Annotated in this window: 18 protein-coding genes and 3 tRNA genes; 9 read left to right on the forward strand and 12 right to left on the reverse strand. The window is 60.7% G+C overall.

Annotated features, from left to right (window positions below):
- Positions 1-308 precede the first annotated feature (308 nt).
- From GH665_RS03895 to rph, 5 genes are all read right to left on the reverse strand, one after another.
- Positions 309-1541: a tyrosine-type recombinase/integrase gene (locus GH665_RS03895; protein ID WP_153134750.1), complete on the reverse strand. Its 1233-nt coding sequence runs from the start codon at positions 1539-1541 to the stop codon at positions 309-311.
- Positions 1542-1695: 154 nt separating this feature from the next.
- Positions 1696-1785: transfer RNA gene (locus GH665_RS03900), tRNA-Ser, on the reverse strand.
- A gap of 55 nt (positions 1786-1840) precedes the next feature.
- Entirely contained in the window at positions 1841-3070 is a 1230-nt protein-coding gene (gene hemW, locus GH665_RS03905; RefSeq protein WP_153134751.1) for a radical SAM family heme chaperone HemW, read from the reverse strand.
- Complete coding sequence (gene rdgB, locus GH665_RS03910; RefSeq protein WP_153134752.1) at positions 3067-3714, reverse strand: RdgB/HAM1 family non-canonical purine NTP pyrophosphatase; 648 nt, start codon at positions 3712-3714, stop codon at positions 3067-3069. Before rdgB ends, hemW begins: the two co-directional genes overlap by 4 nt.
- A complete protein-coding gene (gene rph / locus GH665_RS03915; RefSeq protein WP_153134753.1) occupies positions 3707-4447 on the reverse strand; it encodes a ribonuclease PH in 741 nt (246 codons plus the stop codon). The genes rdgB and rph overlap by 8 nt, the downstream gene beginning before the upstream one ends.
- Before the next feature lie 268 nt (positions 4448-4715).
- Between rph and GH665_RS03920 the strand changes: the two genes are divergently transcribed.
- The 5 genes from GH665_RS03920 to GH665_RS03940 all read left to right on the forward strand — a co-directional run bounded on the left by GH665_RS03920 (position 4716) and on the right by GH665_RS03940 (position 9687).
- Complete coding sequence (locus GH665_RS03920; protein WP_153134754.1) at positions 4716-5639, forward strand: YicC/YloC family endoribonuclease; 924 nt, start codon at positions 4716-4718, stop codon at positions 5637-5639.
- Between the two features lie 18 nt (positions 5640-5657).
- Positions 5658-6338 carry a guanylate kinase gene (gene gmk, locus GH665_RS03925; protein WP_153134755.1) on the forward strand — a complete coding sequence of 227 codons (681 nt, stop codon included), beginning with the start codon at positions 5658-5660 and terminating at the stop codon, positions 6336-6338.
- Between the two features lie 60 nt (positions 6339-6398).
- Positions 6399-6602, forward strand: coding sequence for a DNA-directed RNA polymerase subunit omega (rpoZ, locus tag GH665_RS03930; RefSeq protein WP_006025620.1), 204 nt, complete (start codon positions 6399-6401; stop codon positions 6600-6602).
- 108 nt (positions 6603-6710) lie between these two features.
- Positions 6711-9065, forward strand: a complete 2355-nt coding sequence (locus tag GH665_RS03935; RefSeq protein WP_153134756.1) for a RelA/SpoT family protein — start codon at positions 6711-6713, stop codon at positions 9063-9065.
- A gap of 133 nt (positions 9066-9198) precedes the next feature.
- On the forward strand, positions 9199-9687 hold the full coding sequence (locus GH665_RS03940) for a phage protein NinX family protein (protein ID WP_153134757.1): 489 nt from the start codon (positions 9199-9201) through the stop codon (positions 9685-9687).
- Between the two features lie 112 nt (positions 9688-9799).
- Here GH665_RS03940 and GH665_RS03945 read toward each other — a convergent pair.
- Positions 9800-9876: transfer RNA gene (locus GH665_RS03945), tRNA-Arg, on the reverse strand.
- A 103-nt stretch (positions 9877-9979) separates the two neighbouring features.
- A tRNA-Arg gene (locus tag GH665_RS03950) sits at positions 9980-10056 on the reverse strand.
- A gap of 120 nt (positions 10057-10176) precedes the next feature.
- Here GH665_RS03950 and greB point away from each other — a divergent pair.
- Positions 10177-10746: a transcription elongation factor GreB gene (gene greB / locus GH665_RS03955; RefSeq protein WP_153134758.1), complete on the forward strand. Its 570-nt coding sequence runs from the start codon at positions 10177-10179 to the stop codon at positions 10744-10746.
- Positions 10747-10942: 196 nt separating this feature from the next.
- Here greB and GH665_RS03960 read toward each other — a convergent pair whose 3' ends face one another.
- Both GH665_RS03960 and GH665_RS03965 read right to left on the reverse strand, forming a co-directional pair.
- A complete protein-coding gene (locus tag GH665_RS03960; protein ID WP_153134759.1) occupies positions 10943-12073 on the reverse strand; it encodes a porin in 1131 nt (376 codons plus the stop codon).
- A gap of 533 nt (positions 12074-12606) precedes the next feature.
- Positions 12607-12864: a hypothetical protein gene (locus GH665_RS03965; RefSeq protein WP_153134760.1), complete on the reverse strand. Its 258-nt coding sequence runs from the start codon at positions 12862-12864 to the stop codon at positions 12607-12609.
- A gap of 443 nt (positions 12865-13307) precedes the next feature.
- Between GH665_RS03965 and GH665_RS03970 the strand changes: the two genes are divergently transcribed.
- Together GH665_RS03970 and GH665_RS03975 are read left to right on the forward strand one after the other, a co-directional pair.
- The gene (locus GH665_RS03970; protein WP_028200148.1) at positions 13308-13511 is read left to right on the forward strand and encodes a cold-shock protein; all 204 of its coding nucleotides are present in this window, start codon (positions 13308-13310) and stop codon (positions 13509-13511) included.
- A gap of 353 nt (positions 13512-13864) precedes the next feature.
- The gene (locus GH665_RS03975) at positions 13865-15019 is read left to right on the forward strand and encodes an exonuclease domain-containing protein (protein WP_153134761.1); all 1155 of its coding nucleotides are present in this window, start codon (positions 13865-13867) and stop codon (positions 15017-15019) included.
- A 121-nt stretch (positions 15020-15140) separates the two neighbouring features.
- On the opposite strand, the gene GH665_RS03980 is transcribed toward GH665_RS03975, so the two are convergent.
- From GH665_RS03980 to GH665_RS03985, 3 genes are all read right to left on the reverse strand, one after another.
- Positions 15141-15737, reverse strand: a complete 597-nt coding sequence (locus tag GH665_RS03980; protein ID WP_153134762.1) for a chorismate mutase — start codon at positions 15735-15737, stop codon at positions 15141-15143.
- A gap of 333 nt (positions 15738-16070) precedes the next feature.
- Positions 16071-16220, reverse strand: coding sequence for a hypothetical protein (locus tag GH665_RS38650; protein ID WP_028200145.1), 150 nt, complete (start codon positions 16218-16220; stop codon positions 16071-16073).
- Between the two features lie 509 nt (positions 16221-16729).
- Positions 16730-17845: an aldo/keto reductase gene (locus tag GH665_RS03985; protein WP_153134763.1), complete on the reverse strand. Its 1116-nt coding sequence runs from the start codon at positions 17843-17845 to the stop codon at positions 16730-16732.
- A 128-nt stretch (positions 17846-17973) separates the two neighbouring features.
- On the opposite strand from GH665_RS03985, the gene GH665_RS03990 reads away from it, so the two are divergent.
- Positions 17974-18885 carry a LysR family transcriptional regulator gene (locus GH665_RS03990; RefSeq protein WP_246216134.1) on the forward strand — a complete coding sequence of 304 codons (912 nt, stop codon included), beginning with the start codon at positions 17974-17976 and terminating at the stop codon, positions 18883-18885.
- Positions 18886-18955 lie beyond the last annotated feature (70 nt).

The raw sequence follows: 18955 nt of genomic DNA on the forward strand, positions 1-18955 counted from the left end.
CTCTGTCCAGGCGTCCAAGGTACTCCCGGCATCATTCCCAATGAGGGTAATTCGAACCTCGTTTTCCGCGCAGATCGGACGCCCGTAGGTTTCCTTCCTTGGTCCCCTTGTGGGTCCTTCCGATGCTTTGTCTGATGAGGGTAATTCGAACCCCACCACGCACGCCATACATAGCATTTTTCAGGGTAGCCACCAGGGTAGTCAGTAGTCACACGACAAGGGCCACGCGATGCCGCTACAGCCCATGCGGTGCCGCGCATGGGTAGCCACTAGGTATGACAGGTAGCCAGCGGGTAGTCACTCGGTGGTCATGTCGAACGGGCAAGTCGCGCCGCCTTCCGAACTTCGGCCTTGATGTGCTTCGCCCACGCTTCCATCAGCTCGCGCCGCTTGTCGAACAGATCGCCGCGACGGTACGCGCTTTCGGTTTTGTCGCGGATCGCGTGCGCGAGCGCCATCTCCACAACTTCATTGGGAAACGGAGTGCATTCGGCGGCCCAATCGCGGAACGTCGAGCGGAAGCCGTGGACGGTCAGCTCTCCCCGGCCCATGCGTTCGAGGAGTTGCAGCATCGCCATGTTCGAGAGCGGCCGGCCTTCGCGCCGCCCCTCGAAGATCGGGCCATCCGTGGACAGGGTCGGGAGTGCGCGCAGCAATACAAGCGCGTCAGCCGACAGCGGAACACGGTGCGGGCGCTTCGCCTTCATCCTCTCCGCTGGAACGGTCCAAAGCCGTGCTGACAGGTCGAACTCGGCCGGACGAGCTCCGATCACTTCGCCGGTCCGCATGGCCGTGAGAATCGCAAATTCGAGCGCCCGCGCCGCCGTTCCCACCATACCTCGCAACTCGATCACGAACGCCCCGATTTCCAGGTAGGGGAGTGCCGCATGATGGTTTGGCTTCTGCACCTTCGCCGGGGCTGCCAGCAATTGATCCAGGTGGCCGTTCCAGCGAGCCGGGTTTTCGCCTTCGCGCAGGCCGCGCACCTTCGCCCAGTCAAGGATATTTTCGAGCCGTCCGCGAAGGCGCGAGGCGGTTTCATTCTTGGTGAGCCAGATTGGTTCTAGCACGCGCCGTATCAGGTCCGTGTCAATGTCGGCGGGCCGAAGTGCGCCGATGAACGGGTAGGCGTAGGTGGTTAGCGTGTTGGTCCACTGCTGGGTGTGTTTCGGGTTCACCCATTCGGCGCTGCGCGCCTCAATGTACGCGGCGGCGCATTGCTTGAACGTAAGCGAGCGGGCTGCGTCAATCTTACGGCGGGCCTTGTCCTGCTTCCGTAGCGTGGCCGGATCATCACCGCGCGATACGGCGGCGCGGTGTTCATTGCGAGCCGTCCGCGCTGCGTCGAGCGTGACGCGTGGATATGGGCCGATCTGAATCAGCCCTTCACGGCCGTCCGGCTTCATATAGCGGAACTGCCAGTAACGCAAGCCGTTGGGCCTGACTTGCAGAAACAGGCCGCCGCCGTCGCGCAGACGATAGGCACTCGCGCGAGGCTTCGCGTTGCGGCACTGGAGGTCACGTAAAAGGCTTTCGGGCATCGCTGGAAACCCCTGAAAAAGTACCCGGAAAAGTACCCGTCGAAAATGGGTATTTTACGGTATTTTCCGGGACTTCCTGAAACTTCAGATTCGCCGGAAAGCCTTGTTGGTATTGGCTTTCTGGGATTTTGTGAGACTGCCTGAAACGTCGTTCTGGCGGAGGCGGTGAGATTCGAACTCACGGAAGGATCACTCCTTCGCCGGTTTTCAAGACCGGTGCCTTAAACCGCTCGGCCACACCTCCAAGCCCGAAATTGTAACCTGAAAAATCCCTGTTGCGGGGCTCAGCGGCTCTGCAATTACTGCGGATCCTTCAGAAACAGCGCTTGCAGATCGTTCAGGAAGGCTTGGCCAAGCGGCGTCGGGGCGATCTTTTCGTGGTCGCGCGTGATCAGCTTGCGCCGTTCCGCCTCCTGCAAAGCTGGCTCGATCGAGGTCATCGACATTCCCGTGCGTTCGATGAAACGATGAACCGGAAACCCTTCCACCAGTCGCAGCGCGTTCAACATGAACTCGAACGGCAGATCGCGCGTCCCGACCTCGTGCTCTTCCTGCACAGCCGTGCCGGTCTTGGCCTGCTCGATGAACGTGGTCGGATGCTTGTAGCGCATCTGACGCAGCACGCGGTTCGGAAACGACAGCTTGGTATGCGCGCCCGCGCCGATGCCGAGATAATCGCCGAAGCGCCAGTAGTTCAGATTGTGCTTGCTCTGCCGATGCGGCTGCGCATACGCGGATACCTCATAGCGTTCATAGCCGGCGGCCGTTGTGCGTTCGTGAATCCAGTCCTGCATGTCGGCGGATGCATCGTCGTCGGGGAGTGCCGGCGGGAATTTGGCAAACAGCGTGTTCGGTTCGAGCGTGAGGTGATACAGCGACAAATGCGGCGGCGCGAATGACAGTGCTGTTTCCACGTCGGCCTGACATTGTGCGAGCGTTTGCCCTGGCAGGGCGAACATCAGATCGAGGTTGAAGTTGTCGAAGGTGGTCGCGGCCACGTCGACCGCATGGCGTGCCTGCGTCAAATCATGAATCCGGCCAAGCGCTTTCAGATGCGCTTCATTGAAACTCTGGATGCCCACCGACAGGCGATTCACCCCGCTCGCGCGAAACTGCGCGAACTTGTCCGCTTCGAACGTACCCGGGTTGGCTTCGAGCGTGATTTCCGCGTCGGCGTCGAGCGGCAGCAGCGCGCGGATGTCGGACAGCATGCGGTCGAGCCCGGCAGCCGACAGCAGGCTGGGCGTGCCGCCGCCAATGAATACCGTGTGGACCTGACGCCCCCACACGAGCGGCAGCGCGAGCTCCAGATCGGCGCGCAGCGCGTCGAGGTACTCCGTCTCCGGGAATGTGTCGCCTTTCCACTCGTGCGAGTTGAAATCGCAGTACGGGCATTTGCGCACGCACCACGGAAAGTGCACATACAACGCCAGCGGCGGCAACGACGTCAGACGAATGCTGCCCGGCGACGTGAAAGCCTTAATGACGCCGTTGCCGATGTCGGCAGGCGCCGGTTTGATCGGAATCACGCTTCCTCCGTCAGCCGCGCGAGCAGGTGGCGCAACGCAATCGCGCGATGGCTGCTGGCGTTCTTCACGGCCGGTTCGAGTTCCGCGGCGGTTGCTTTCAGTGACGGCAGGAAAAAGTACGGGTCATAACCGAAGCCATGCCCGCCGCGTGGCGCATCCAGCATTTCGCCGTGCCAGCGGCCTTCGGCGATCAGCGGCTCGGGATCATCCGCATGACGCACGAGCGCCAGCACGCAGTAGTAATACGCGCGACGATCCGATTCGCCAGCCAGCGCTGAAACGAGCTGCGCGTTGTTCGCCGCGTCGCTCTTTTCGCCGCCGGCGCGCTGCGCGTAACGTGCTGAATAAACGCCGGGGGCACCACGCAGTGCGCGCACGCACAAGCCGGAATCGTCGGCCAGCGCGGGCAGGCCGGTCAGCTTTGCCGCGTGACGCGCCTTGGTCAGCGCGTTTTCGACGAAAGTCGGATACGGTTCTTCGGCTTCCGGCACGTTCAGCTCGCCCTGCGGAATCAACTCGATGCCCGCCGCGCCAAGCAGCGCCGCGAACTCGCGCAGCTTGCCCGCGTTGTTCGACGCCAGCACGACTTTCTTCAACGGAGAGTCAGACGCAACCCCGCCATTGTCTTGACGGCCTTCACTCACTCTTTTGCTCCAATGCTTCCTTCTGCTTCGCGATCAGCGTGTTGATGCCGTCGCTTGCCAGATCGAGCAGCGCATTCATTTCATCGCGCGAGAACGGCGCGCCTTCGGCCGTGCCCTGAATTTCGACGAAGCCGCCCGCGCCCGTCATCACCACGTTCATGTCGGTGTCGCATTGCGAGTCTTCGTCGTAGTCGAGGTCCAGCACCGGCAGGCCGTCGTACACGCCGACGGAAATCGCCGCGATGTAGTCGGTGATAGGCGAGCTTCCGATGCGCCCCGCAGCCAGCAGTTTGGCCACCGCGTCATGCGCGGCGACGAACGCGCCGGTGATGCTGGCTGTGCGAGTGCCGCCGTCGGCCTGGATCACGTCGCAATCGATATGCAGCGTGCGCGCGCCGAGCTTCTCGAGATCGAATACCGAGCGCAAGGCGCGGCCGATCAGGCGCTGGATTTCCTGCGTGCGGCCAGTTTGCTTGCCGCGCGCGGCTTCGCGGTCGCTACGGGTATGCGTGGCGCGCGGCAGCATGCCGTATTCGGCGGTCAGCCAGCCCTGGCCGCGGTCGCGCAGGAACGACGGCACGCTCTCGGCGATGCTCGCCGTGCAGATAACCTTGGTGTCGCCGAATTCGACCAGCACCGAGCCCTCCGCATGCTTCGTATAGTGGCGCGTGATGCGCACGTCGCGCAGCTGGTTGGCCTGGCGGCCGCTGGGGCGTTGGGTGTTGTTGGTCATGTTGGGATCGGTCTGGAAAAAAGCGGGAGGGAAAGCGCGATTTTACCGCCGATCGCGCCGGGCGCGGGGCGGGCTGTCGACCGGGCGCTTACCCGCATGTGCCGGGGCTTCGGGCGAGGCGGTGCGGCGCAGGCGGCGACCCGCGTATAAAGGGCCTTGCCGGTAAAAATGGGATAATGCGGATTCCCCGCCCCGCGTCTCGTACACGCCGGGCGATTCGACTCTCCGGCCATCGTCAAAACGCATGGCCACAATCGCGAGAAATACGATGATCTACAGCATGACTGGCTATGCGAGCGCCACGCGCGAACTCGTCGCGGCCTCAGGCACCGGCGGTGTGAGCGTATCGGTCGAATTGCGCACGGTGAACTCGCGCTTTCTCGATCTGAACTTCCGGATGCCGGAAGACGTGCGCGTCTGCGAACCGACGCTGCGCGAAATGCTGATGAACAAACTTTCGCGCGGCAAGGTCGATATTCGTATCAACCTGCAGCGCAGCGAACAGTCGGCCAACGCAGGCTCGGTCAATCGCGACGCACTGACGCAACTCGCGCTGCTCGAGCGCACCGTGCTGTCGACGTTCCCGGAAGCAGGGCGCCTGCGCACCGGCGAAATTCTGCGCTGGCCTGGTGTGCTGGCCGAAACCGGCGTGGCGCCGGAAGTGTTGCGCGACGCGGTGCTTGCATGCGGCAAGCAGGCGATTACCGATCTGATCGACGTGCGTGCCCGTGAAGGCGCGCAACTGGCGACGATGCTGCTCGCCAACGTCACCGAGATGGAAGCGATCGTCACGAAGATCACGCCGCTGGTGCCGGAACTGATCACCAGGCATCAGCAGAAGATCGTCGAACGTTTGCAGGAAGCGCTTGGTATTGCCGCGCCCGATACGGCGGCAACGATCGTCTCACGCGAGGAAATCAACGAGCGGATTCGCCAGGAAGTGACGATGTACGGCATCCGCATCGACATCGCCGAAGAACTGTCGCGCCTCACGGCTCACCTGAACGAAACGCGTCACGTGATCGAGAAGGGCGGCAAGGTCGGCAAGCGCCTCGACTTCATGATGCAGGAACTGAATCGCGAAGCGAACACGCTCGGCTCGAAGGCCGCCGCGAAGGAACTGGCCGATTCGTCGATGACCCTGAAGCTGCTCATCGAACAGATGCGCGAGCAAGTACAGAATCTGGAGTAAGGCAGGAGCCCCGAGAACATGACCGACCACACACGCGAAACCAGCGCCCCGCGCAACCCTTACGCCGGCGCTTACCCCGGCAACCTGTTCATGGTGGTCGCGCCTTCGGGCGCGGGCAAGTCGACGCTCGTGAACGCACTGCTCGCCGGCGACGACGCGATCCGTCTGTCGATTTCGTACACCACGCGCCCGCCGCGTCCGAAAGAGCAGGACGGCGAGCACTATCACTTCACGACGGTCGACGATTTCCTGACCCGTCACGCGGCCGGCGAGTTTCTGGAAAGCGCGGAAGTGCACGGCAACTACTACGCGACTTCGCGCGTGTGGATCGAAGAGCAGATGAAAAGCGGCCATGACGTGCTGCTCGAAATCGACTGGCAAGGCGCGCAACAGGTCAAGAAGCAGTTTCACAACGCAGTGGAAATTTTCATCCTGCCGCCGTCTCTCGACGCGCTCGAAGAGCGTTTGAAAAAGCGCGGCCAGGACGAACCGAACGTGATCACGCGTCGTTTGCTTGCAGCCGGCAGCGAGATGGCGCACGCGGCCGAAGCGGAGTACGTCGTGATCAACGACAACTTCGATCGTGCGCTCGGTGAACTGCGCTGCCTCGTGGCGGCGACGCGTTCGCGCTTCGCCTCGCAATACGCACGGCACACGCAGCTTTTCGTGCAGCTCGGCATCCACCTGCCGCACGCGTGAACGCGGCGGTGGTTCGAGCACATAAGGTAGAATAAGCGACATACTGAGAAGGAACCCAACATGGCCCGCATTACCGTCGAAGACTGTCTCAAACAGATCCCGAACCGTTTCGAACTCGCGCTTGCCGCGACCTATCGCGCGCGTCAGCTCGCTCAAGGTCACACGCCGAAGATCGAAAGCCGCGACAAGCCCACCGTCGTTGCACTGCGCGAAATCGCAGCCGGCCAGGTTGGCGTCGAAATGCTGAAGAAGGTGCCGGTTTAAGGCGCACTGTTCGGTTTTCGATTGCCTGTATTTGCCAGGTCTATTTGCTACACGTAATTGCATCACCGTGCAGACCGGCGTCTAACCCTAACCGCTACGGAGGCGAAAATGAGTACGACCCCGCCCACCGCCACGGAAGTGGAACACGACGCTGACTCGCCCTCGTCTGCACGGAAGTACATCGACGCGGTCCTCGAACAGTCGTTTCGCCATCTGTTCGGGCCGACCGCCACGCCGGAGCAACCGCGCCGGCATGACGTCGTTTCGATCGCCAAACTGACCTCCGTTCTGTCCGGCTATTTGCAGCCGGAAGAGATCAAGGACATCAAGGCGGCGTTCCATTTCAGCGACGAAGCCCACCTCGGCCAGTATCGGCAGAGCGGCGAACCCTACATTACCCATCCTGTCGCCGTCGCGGAAATCTGCGCCGGCTGGAATCTCGACGCCCAGTCGATCATGGCGGCGCTGCTGCACGACGTGATGGAAGACCAGGGCGTGACCAAGGCCGAACTCGCCGAGCGATTCGGCGCAAAGGTCGCGGAACTGGTCGACGGGTTGTCAAAGCTGGACAAGATGGAGTTTCGCAATCGCGAAGAGGCGCAGGCGGAAAACTTCCGCAAGATGCTGCTCGCGATGGCGCGCGACGTCCGCGTGATTCTGGTGAAGCTCGCCGACCGGCTGCACAACATGCGCACGCTGGGTGCGGTGCCGCATGAAAAGCGCCGCCGCGTGGCGCGCGAGACGCTGGACATCTACGCGCCGATCGCCCACCGGCTCGGCCTGAACAATACCTATCGCGAGCTGCAAGACCTGAGCTTCGCGAACTTCAACCCGCACCGCTACGCCACGCTCGAGAAGGCCGTCAAGGCCGCGCGCGGCAACCGGCGCGAAGTGGTCGGCAAGATTCTGGAGTCGGTGCAGCGCGCGATTGCCGACGCGAAGCTCGACGCCGAAGTCACTGGCCGCGAGAAAACCATCTTCAGTATCTACAAGAAGATGCGCGACAAGCAGTTGTCGTTCTCGCAGGTGCTCGACGTGTACGGCTTCCGCGTGGTGGTCGAAAGCGCGCTCGAGTGCTACACCTGCATCGGCGCGTTGCATGCGCTCTACAAGCCGGTGCCGGGCAAGTTCAAGGATTACATCGCGATCCCGAAGGTGAACGGCTATCAATCGCTGCACACCACGCTGGTCGGCCCGTTCGGCGCACCGATCGAGTTCCAGGTGCGCACGCGCAAGATGCACGAGATTGCCGAAGCGGGCGTCGCGGCGCACTGGCTGTACAAGAACGGCGGCGCGGATCTGAACGACGTGCAGAAGCGCGCGCACCAGTGGCTGAAGTCGCTGCTCGACATTCAGAGCGAAGCAGGCGATTCGAGCGAATTCCTCGAACACGTCAAGATCGATCTGTTCCCGGACGCGGTCTACGTGTTTACGCCAAAGTCGAAGATCATGGCGCTGCCGCGCGGCGCCACTGCGCTCGATTTTGCGTATTCGATCCACAGCGACCTGGGCAACCAGTGCGTCGCCGTGAAGATCAATAACGAACTGCTGCCGCTGCGCACCGAGTTGAAGAGCGGTGACATCGTTGAAGTGATCACCGCACCGTACTCGAAGCCGAATCCGGCGTGGCTCGGTTTCGTGCGCACCGGCAAGGCGCGTTCGGCAATCCGCCATTATCTGAAGACGATGCGCCTGAATGAGTCCGTCCAGCTCGGCGAGCGTCTTGTCGACCAGGCGCTGAAGGGCTACGGGCTGGCGCTGTCGGACGTGACGCCGGAGGCGTGGGAAAAGCTCGTGCAGTGGACGGGCAACAAGAACCGTCAGGAAATCTTCGCGGATATCGGCCTCGGCCGGCGTGTCGCCGCGGTCATGGCCAAGCGCATCGAAGTGCTGATGAGCGGCCGCGACGCGGACGACGACGGCTCGCGCGACGGCACAGCGCCGCATGCGCCACCGGTCGTTATCACCGGCACCGAAGGCATGTCCGTGCAGTTGTCCGCGTGCTGCCGTCCGATTCCGGGTGACGACATCATGGGCTATATCGGCATTGGCCTCGGCATGGCGATCCACACCACCGATTGCCGGGTCGCGCAGCGTATCCACAAGCGCGATCCAGGCCGCTGGATCGACGTTGCATGGGCGCCGCAGCCGGGGCGTCTGTTCGACGTCGCGGTGAAGGTGCTCGTCAAGAACACCAAGGGCGTATTCGCCCGTGTAGCGGCCGACATCACGTCGGCGGATGCGAACATCGTCCACATCGCGATGGACGAAGATCTGTCGCAGGAATCCACGGTGCTGCGCTTTGTGATCCAGGTTAGCGACCGCGTCCATCTCGCCAATGTCATGCGCCGCGTGCGGACGAATCCGGACGTGATGCGCATTGCGCGCGAGCGGCCGAGCGAGGAAGGGCATCACCGCCACGACGGCGGGATGCGGATCGACCGCGAGCGGGCGGATTACTGATCTGTGGCTGGCTGAAGCTGCTCGCAGCGGGCGTCTGAGCGCCCTGTGGGTGGCTCCGGGAAGCGCCTTCGTTGAGTCTCCGCGAACACCTCCGCCGTCGGTAAGTCTCATCTGTTCTTCAGGGAGAACCCTTATGAACGTAGCTGACCTCACCGGCGTGGCGCTCGACTATTGGGTCGCCCGCAGCCTGTACGACTTCGTGCGCGAAATCTACTTTACCGACAGCGGCGAAACGGTCTCGATTCGCGGCATTGACCGTGGCCGGCCATGGGACGGCCGTTTTACGCCGTCCAGGTCATGGGAGGCAGCCTCTGCGGTGCTGGAACGTACGCAGCGGCTGGAGGTGCGTGAGCGGACTGATCGGGGCGCGGCACATTGCATTGCGGAATTCGAGGGCGGCCATCGAACTGTGGAAGGGCGCGGAGACTCGCTGCAGATCGCGCTACTGCGGGCGTTCGTGGAAAGTCGCTTCGGCGATAGTGTGGACGACGTGTTGCGCCAGGAGCAGGCGGTTACCGGCGAGCGTGCGCGGCCGATCGGCGAGGACACGGTGGGTAGTTCGTTTGAAGATATACCGACTCCCGACGGGCAGATCGGTGATATTCAGTCGGCGCCGCGATAGTTGCCGTGACGCTGGCCCGGGCGTAAAAGCCGGACTTGGCGGCGGGGCGTGCCGATAGCAGAACCGGTCACGCAAAAACAAAGGGCCTTCCGATCGGAAGGCCCTTTATAGGTGGTGCGGCTGGCAGGATTCGAACCCACGACCCCTTGGTTCGTAGCCAAGTACTCTATCCAACTGAGCTACAGCCGCACGCTAAAGAGATGATGCCAGTTTCAGTGAAACTGCGCATAAATCCGGATAAAACAATCGGAGTAAAACACAGGGCCTCCCCGGAGGGAGGCCCTCGAATAAGTGGTGCGGCTGGCAGGATTCGAACCCACGACCCCTTGGTTCGTAGCCAAGTACTCTATCCAACTGAGCTACAGCCGCACGCAGAAACGAGATTATAGCAAAGGTTTTGAAAAAGGGAAGCATGTAACTACGATTTGTCTCATTGCCCTGATCGTGTACCCTTGATAGGCAGTCGTTTGCTGCGGTTACCGGATCATCATGAACAAGGCCTTTGTCAAAGAGTCGAGTGAAGAGAATGACGACGATCTCGACGTCGCGCAGCCCGAAATCCCACCGGGTACGAAAAACTACATCACGCCTGCCGGCTACCGGCGAATGCGCGATGAACTGCTGCATCTGATCGATGTCGAGCGGCCGGAGGTGGTCAGACTGGTGTCGTGGGCAGCCTCGAACGGCGACCGCTCGGAAAACGGCGATTACATTTACGGCAAACGTCGTCTGCGAGAGATCGACCGGCGGATCCGCTTTCTGACCAAGCGACTCGATATTGCCGAGGTAGTCGATAGCAGCAAGCAGGAAAACGTCGATCAGGTTTTCTTCGGCGCGACCGTCGAATATGCAACGGAAGACGGCGAGGAGCATACCCTGACGATTGTCGGCGTCGACGAGGTCGATCTGGATGTCGGCCACGTGAGCTGGATCTCGCCCATCGCGCGGGCGCTGCTCAAGGCGAAAATTGGTGATACGGTGACTTTGTACACGCCGGCCGGCCCGCAGCCGATCGACATACTAGACGTCAAATATCCGCCGCCCGATACCGGCGGCTAGGTCGTTATCGGCGTGTCGGAAGAGGCGGGTTGGAGTGCCCGTTTCGGGTTGTTGCGACACAAGCGGGGGCAATTTGCTCCGCTCGGCCTCGGGCAGCCAGCCCGTCTCGTTCTCGCCTGCAGCGCGTATTTTCGGTACGGCGTAAAAAAAGGCGCCGCGAACGGCGCCTTCGATACTGCGGATGCTGCCAGCTGCTTCAGAAGCGGTGACGCAGACCTGCGGTCACAGCAACCTGGCTGTTCGTTGCCGATGCACCGCCCACGCCATTGATATTCGCAACCATGCCCGAACCTTCGTTCACGCGCTGGTACACACCCTGCAGGTACACGTCCGTACGCTTCGACAGTGCGTAGTCCGTTTGCAGGTTGAACTGGTTGTAGTTCGGACGCACGCCGTTGAGGCTTGCGCGCGTGTAGGTGTACGAACCCGCGAGGCTCAGTGCCGGTGTGAGCGAGTAGCGGCCATTCACTTCGAAGTTCTGGAAGTGAGCGCTGTTGCTTGCGAAAGTCTCGCCGGCGCTGAAGCCCGATGCGGTTGCGCCAATGCCGGTCAGGCCAGTCAGGTTGGTCTGCGTGTACAGAATGCCAGCCGTTGCCGGTCCGAACGAGTAGTTTGCGCCCGCGCCCCAGGTCTGTTGACGCGTTGCGGCGAACGTGAAGTCGTCCGACACTGCGCCGCCGGTGTTCGTCGAGCCGCCGTTGTTCAGTTGCAAGTACGCGGCGGCGACGTTCAGGCCGCCCCAGTTGTACGACGCACCAGCGCTGTACTCACGGTTGTTCGCAAAGGCGCCAGCCGCGTTCGAGAAGCCGTACGTAGCGCCGAACTTGAAGCCGCCGTAGTTCACGCTCTGATACTTGATCGCATTGTTCACGCGGAACGAGTTGTTCAGGTTGTCGTTATCGAACGGGTGAGCGAACTGGGTGCCGCCATATTGCGTGCCAGTCAGCGACAGCGGGCCGACATAGTCCACCACGCTGTCATATTGACGACCGAGGGTCACCGCGCCGAACTGGTCGCTCGTCAGACCCACGAATGCCTGACGACCAAACTCACGACCACCCTGGCCAAGCTTGCCGTTGGCGATATTGAAGCCGTTTTCCAACGTGAAGATGGCCTTGAGACCGCCGCCCAGATCTTCGGCGCCGCGCAAACCCCACCGGCTACCGTTGATCGAGCCGCTGGTTTCTTGCCAGCTGCTGTGACCGTGCTGGTTATTCGTATAGGTGATGCCGGCGTCGATCAAGCCATACAGCGTGACGCTGCTCTGGGCATGTGCTGCCGTTGCAAAAACGCCCGTGAGGGCCGCGACCATGAGTGTCTTTTTCATCTTGTAACTCCGAGAGCGAGAGTGGGTTTTTTGAACCCAGGCTTAAGGAGACCTTCACGCGGGCGCAGCGAGAGGCGAAATCCGCATGAGAAGCGCGCTGTACTCCAGGCGCGCCGGTTTCCGGTTAGGCAGAGTGTAGAGAGACGCTCACAAAAGCGGACATTCCGAATTTCGCAATAAAGTATTACTGGATGTGAAACGATAGGCGAATGCCGCTTAAGCCTTGCTGATAAAGGCTTTCGGCGCTATTGATGGAGAGTGGAAAGCGAATTGGCGGAGTCGCGTTGCTCATTTGCGACAGTAATCGATGCAAAAAAGCAACGCGATAAATCGTACAAAAAAGATTGTTGTTGCTATGGAAACAGATGGTTGTTAATTATGCGAATAATCGATTGCGGTTAAACCGCTATACTGGAAGTTCTGCTTTCCGAAGCAGACTTTTTCGTTGACGAAAAAGATCTCCAAACCTTTGTCGGCGCGACTTCCCAGTCGCGCTTTTTTTTGCCTGCTGGTTATGGATTCGCGGGCGTCAGTCAGTGTGCTGGCGCGGCGTTGTCCACTTCGCTCCAGTCCGTCAAGGTTGGGATGCTCCAGTCTTCCATCACGTAGCGGCGTGCGTCCATGGGTGACGACAGCAAATTTTGCCAATGGTCCCCGTGCCACATCGGATCAAATTCGAACACTGAAGGTGACGCGGCGGCCGGTTCAGATTGAGCTGGAACCGTCTTTACGTGTGGGTGGTGCGGTTGCGTGAGCCAGGTAATAAGGCGGCGGAATTCATTGAGCAGCATAGTAATCTCCCCTGAAGCGAATTACTTCTCGCTACTGATTTCCATCATGCGGCGATGAGTGCAGCGCAACAACTCGGATAAACACTTACCAAAAACATGTCTTGTTACATATTTTCATTGGTGTGGAGAAGTTTTTGCCGATATTGCCAGTATCTGGCACCGATGGAGTAATATTGACTTGGAAGATTGTCTGGTTTTTGCTGACTATGCTGCTGTGATTTTTTGATTCATCTCGCATTGCATTATCGTGGGCCGTACTAAGGGCATATGAAAAATTCGCTTGACGGTAATTCTTCGTTCCCCGTATAACGGCAATGCTGAATTTCAATCGCCAGATCTGATTGTGCAGGCCTTCTGAAATGTTCTGTCGCGGACGCAATGGCAATGAAGTGCGGCTTGAGGGCAATGTCCCCATTTTGATAAACGTCGAGGGAAACTGGAATATGGAAACTGGTATCGTCAAATGGTTCAACGATGCTAAAGGCTTTGGCTTCATTACATCGGATTCGGGTGGCGAAGACCTGTTCGCGCACTTTTCGGAGATCCGCTCCGAAGGTTTCAAGTCGCTGAAGGAGAATCAGCGCGTTTCCTTCGAGGTCAAGGCGGGCCCGAAGGGCAAGCAGGCGGCGAACATCCAGCCGCTGTAAGTTGCGCGGCTCTGCATGTGCCTCAGGGCAGCGTGATCCTGATCGCCCAAAAGCCTTCGCTAGATGCGAAGGCTTTTTTACATCCGCTCATTATATCGACGCACCTGATTTTATTAACTATCTGGTTCGTATTAAATATATGGGCAATGCGAGCGGCAAAGTGGTGTTTCGCGAAGTTTCAAACCAGGGTCATAAAAATATAATAATACGCAGCGCAGTGAGCGGTTCATGGATCGTGCGAAATGTAGTCTTTGCAGCGCGTAGCGCCCAAGGCAAAGCAATACGGGGTGGGTGCGCGGCGGCTAACTGGTGCATACTTGCCGCAAAGCCACGCGTCCAAAGTATCCTTTTCCATGTCTGAACAGTTTGTGCCAGAGTCGGCTCTGGCTATGCCGATCGTCTTCGTCGACCTTGAAACCACCGGTGGCTCGACCAGCGAACATCGCATCACCGAAGTTGGGGTGGTTGAAATAGGGCCGGCCGGCGTATCGCGTTGGAGCAGCCTGGTTGACCCCCAGCAACCGATTCCCTCTTTTATTCAGCAACTGACCGGCATCACGAACGCGATGGTGCGAGGTGCGCCGACGTTCGATGCCATCGCCCCGGCCCTGTTCGAACGCCTGAATGGCAAACTTTTCGTGGCGCACAACGCGAGTTTCGACCGCGGCTTTCTGCGCGGGGAGTTTCGCCGGGCCGGGCTCGCGTTCGATCCGGATGTGCTGTGCACGGTGCGGCTGTCGCGCGCATTGTTTCCGGCGGAAAAACGCCACGGGCTCGACGCGCTGGTGGAGCGTCATGGCCTCGTTCCGTCCGATCGTCACCGCGCGCTGGCCGACGCCGATCTGATCTGGCAGTTCTGGCAGCGTCTGCACGGCGGTCTCGTGCCATTAGAGGTTTTGCAAGCGCAGATCGAACGCACCACACGGCGCTATCGGCTTGCGGGCGACATCACTGAAGACCTGCTCGATACCGCGCCGGCGGGATGCGGCGTGTATGCCTTCTATGGAGAAGACGACCTCCCGCTGTATGTCGGGCGAAGCGTCCGCGTGCGTCAGCGGCTGCGCTCACATCTGACGGGCGAGCGACGTTCGTCGAAGGACATGCGGCTCGCGCAGCAAGTGCGGCGGGTCGAATGGCGTGCGACGGGCGGTGAACTGGGCGCCATGCTCGCGGAGGCGCAGTTGATCGCAACACTGCGTCCCGGCCATAACCGCATGCCGCGCGTCACGAAGAGTGATCCGGTGGATGCGCCCTGGCCGTTCGAAGGTCCGGTCGTATTTGAGGAGCGTGAAGAAGCGTCACACGCACGCGCTTTTCACGTTGTCGACCGGTGGCATTACCTCGGGCATGCGCCCTCGCTCGCGCAGGCGGCGGTACTGCATGCGTCGAGCGTGACTGGCCCGTTCGAGTTGTCGACCTATCGGCTTCTGCAAAGTCATCTTGCGCGCGGCTTGCGTGTGATGCCGTTGAGCGTTTCGAACGGCATACCGGTGGCGAGTCTGGCTTAAGACGGGTTTTGCCCGGCAGCGTCCCGCCGCTGCTTGATATCGGTGCAATCCGTCTTTAGGGCGGTGGCCTGATGTAAGTTACTTGAGGCCCCGATCCGGCCGCGCAGACCGCACAGAGCGACTAGCCCGTCGCACCGACTCCACCTGTTTCGCACACATGGCCGAGCGCGCGCGTCAATGCGCTCGAGCGGGTCGAGTCGTAGCGCGTCAGCGATTTCCAGTTAGCGAGCGACTGCGCCACGCGCGACGGACAATCCTGCGCCGTGCGCAGCGGCTGCACGCGCGCGAGTCCGGCCACGAGTGACTGCGTCAACCGGTCCAACTGCGGCCTCGTGCTGGTGGCCAGGTCGGGCGCGGGACCTTCGGGCGGGCGCGTGCTGCGCCAGTTGGCAAACAGCGCGTTCTGCACGTCCTTGCTGGCGTCGATCTGATCCTGGAAGAAGGCGCGCGCAAACGCCGGATCGACGTTCGCCGCGACGGCGCGCTTTTCGACGTCGGCGAGCAGCGCGTTCTCCCGTGGCGTATCCGTAATCGGTTGATGGTTCGCCCATTTCCAGCGTGCTACCGGTTCCGCGAGCGCGAGACGCTGCGATGCCAGTGCGATCAAGCTGGTCAGCGCGGTGTCGTCGCCATCCGCGACGGCGGGAGCGGGCGCCAGCGCGAGCGCGGTGAATAAAGCGAGCGCGCATGACGCTCCAAAGCGATACGAGCGATTCATCGAAGAGGGGAGTGGCCGGATGGCCGCAGAAGAAAAACCAGAAGAATAGACGATGCGCGGAGCAAATGGCCTTAAGCGGGATTAGGTAGGCCGGGCGGGCTCAGGCTGGCGCGCCGATCGATTGCACCAAACGACCACCAAACGACCGGGTATTCAAAGACGCCCGTCAGAGACGTGCGCTAACAAGGCGCCAGGCCACATGAGCCAGGCGTCGCAATCAAGCAGGCGTAACCCGTGCCGCGCAAGCGGCAAAAGACAATCGTAGGGGCGCGTGCAAACCGTCACCGCGCGCCGGACGCGCGGACGCGGATGCTGCATCGCGCCACAGCCCAATTACTTCGAGTCGCACGACTTGCGTTGTTCGTCGAAAAATGCGCGAACGTGCTCAGGCAGTTCGGCACCCAAAAACTCGACGCCAGCGGGTTCCGGATCCGGGCTAAAGACTTTATCCGGGGTCGGAATCTTCGGTGGTTTGGCATCCATGATCTTTCTCCTTTACAAACCGATTATCTGCCTCGGTCCCCGTTTTACACCAGCGTCCGATGCGGCTCAGATGTTGTGTGTTGCTTTAACGGTACAGGCCGACATGGGAGCGGAATGTTTGAATAGAATTTATCGGTTGACTGCATCCGGCCGAATTCGCCGCTGTCAAACAAAGCAGTCCAATATCTCCGCCGTTCCTTCTTCAGCCTTGCCCCGCGCGCCTTCCGCTCATTATCTCCATTGCATCACAGTACGGCCTGTTCATCTGTGAGCATATGAACAAATCGCAGTGTTTTTTGTGCACTGCCGCATTGGAAGGATTTTCTTTGCGTTAGGCCGAACGTTCGTTAATTACCGATTCGTTCAGTGCGGTCATTCAGCCCCCCATTTGTTGGTAAACGAACGATTGCCCGAATTCGTTGACGATCGGGAGTGCTTTTCAAGTTATTTTTCGCAAATAAAAAGGCGCCGCGTCCTGGAAGAAGCGCGGCGCTTGCGTCGGATGATTTTTACGCTTTCGGCGCTGGAATTTTCACGGGTGCGGAGTAGGCCGCGGGCTTGTCGGCGACTTCGACCTGTCCGTGAATCCGCGCCTGATGGCCGTCCGCAAACATGTAGTACGGGAACGGACGGGCAGGCTCCGAGACGGCATCGAGCCGTGCGGCCAATTCCGGCGCAAGCGTGAAATCGAGCGAGCCGAGCGACTCCTGCAACTGTTCCGGCCGGGTCGCGCCGACAATGATGCTCGACACGCCGCGCTTCTGATGCAGCCAGTTCAGCGCGACTTGAGCCATCGGCCGTCCTGCCAGATTCGCAACAGCCTCGAGTTCCGCAACGATGCGAAAGTTGCGCTCAGTCAGCTTGTCGAATCCCGGCGGCGGTGCGCTCGCGAGGCTCGCAAGGCGCCCGTCGCCGGAAATGGCTTTTGCCGCTCCGCTTTGCGAAGGATGATATTTGCCCGAGAGCACCCCCATACCTAGCGGACTCCACGGCACGAGACCCATGCCGAGATTGGCGGCGAGATCCGCGAACTCGTTTTCGGCGTTGCGTTCGATCATCGAGTACTCGAGTTGCATGGCCGCGACGGGCTCGAAACCGCGCCAGTCAGCCAACGTCTGCGCGCGTCCGGCGAACCACGCGGGCGTGTCGGACAGGCCAACGTAGCGGATCTTGCCCGCGCGCACAGCGTCGTCCATCGCGCGCATCACTTCGTCGACCGGAGTGACGCGGTCCCATGTGTGCAGGTAGTACAGGTCGATGTAGTCGGTGCCCAGGCGCTTGAGCGAGCCGTCGAGCGCACGCAGCAGATTCTTCCGGTGGTTGCCGCCCGCGTTTGGATTGCCGGTCTCGGCGTTGTAGCCGTACTTGGTGGCGATCACCAGCCGGTCGCGCAGACCGCGCGCCGCGACGAATTTGCCCAGCCATTTTTCGCTGGTGCCTTCGGTGTACAGATCGGCGGTATCGATGAAGTTGCCGCCGGCATCCACATACAGGTCAAACAGACGTTGCGCCGATTGTTCCTCTGCGCCCCAGCCCCATTCGGTGCCGAAGGTCATCGTGCCAAGTGCGATCGGGCTTACGCGAAGGCCCGAGCGGCCGAGCAGGTTGTAGCGGTCCATCGTCATGTCAGTCTCCTTGAGTGATCAGGCGGGAAGAGTTGAATCGATGGAGTTATCGTGCGCTGATTTTTTACTTGGAAAAATGCCCTCTGTCTGCAAGCATTGTGAAGTGCGACTTAATAATGGAGATCGAGATGGATCCAGCCCAGCTGCCGGCGCTGACAGCGTTCGTATGCGTGGCGCGTCACGGCAACTTTACGCGCGCGGCTGCTGAATCCGGGGTGACGGCGTCGGCGCTGTCGCAAAGCATTCGTTCGCTCGAGACGCAGCTAAATGTGCGCCTCTTCAATCGGACCACCCGGCGCGTCGCCCTGACGGAGGCGGGCGCACAATTCCTCGCTCGCGTGCTGCCTGCGCTGGGTGAGTTGGAAGCCGCTTTCGAGGCGCTCGATGAAACCCGCGATCAGCCTACCGGCACGCTGCGCATTAATTTGCCGAGGGTCGCGAGCGAGATGCTGGTGCTGCCGCATCTGGCTGAGTTCACACAACGATATCCGCAGATCCGCCTCGACCTGACGCTTGACGATGGTTTCGCGGACATGGTCGGCGAAGGCTTCGACGCGGGTATCCGGCTCGGAGAACGGGTCGCGCAGGATATGGTGGCGGTGCAGCTGGGCGGCGATATCCGCATTGCCGTCGCTGGCTCACCGGCTTACTTCGAACGCTACCCGGTACCGGTGACGCCTGCCGATCTCGCTGCTCATGATTGTTTGCGTTACCGCTTCTCGACCAGCGGCGGTATTTATCGATGGGAGTTCGCGCCGCCCGACGATTCGTCGCGCGTGTTCGAAGTCGAGACGCGCGGGAGTCTGGTCACTAACGATCTGCGTACGATGGTGAGGGCGGCAGAGCAGGGCGTGGGCCTTCTTCACGTGATCGACGACTACGTGAAGGAGCAACTCGCAGATGGTCGTCTGGTGAGTGTGCTGGACGCATGGTGTCCAAGCTTTCCGGGTTTTTATCTGTACACGGCGAGCCGCGCGCAGATGCCTTTCAAGTTACGCGTGCTGATCGATTTCCTGAAGGAGAAGCGCGGGTTTCAATAGAGATTCCGCGCCATTTTAGTAGCGAATTGCGCCATCGGGCGGTGAGTACGCGCCTCGCCGTCTATGGTTG

Source organism: Paraburkholderia agricolaris, assembly GCF_009455635.1.
In the GTDB taxonomy this organism is placed as follows: Bacteria; Pseudomonadota; Gammaproteobacteria; order Burkholderiales; family Burkholderiaceae; genus Paraburkholderia; species Paraburkholderia agricolaris.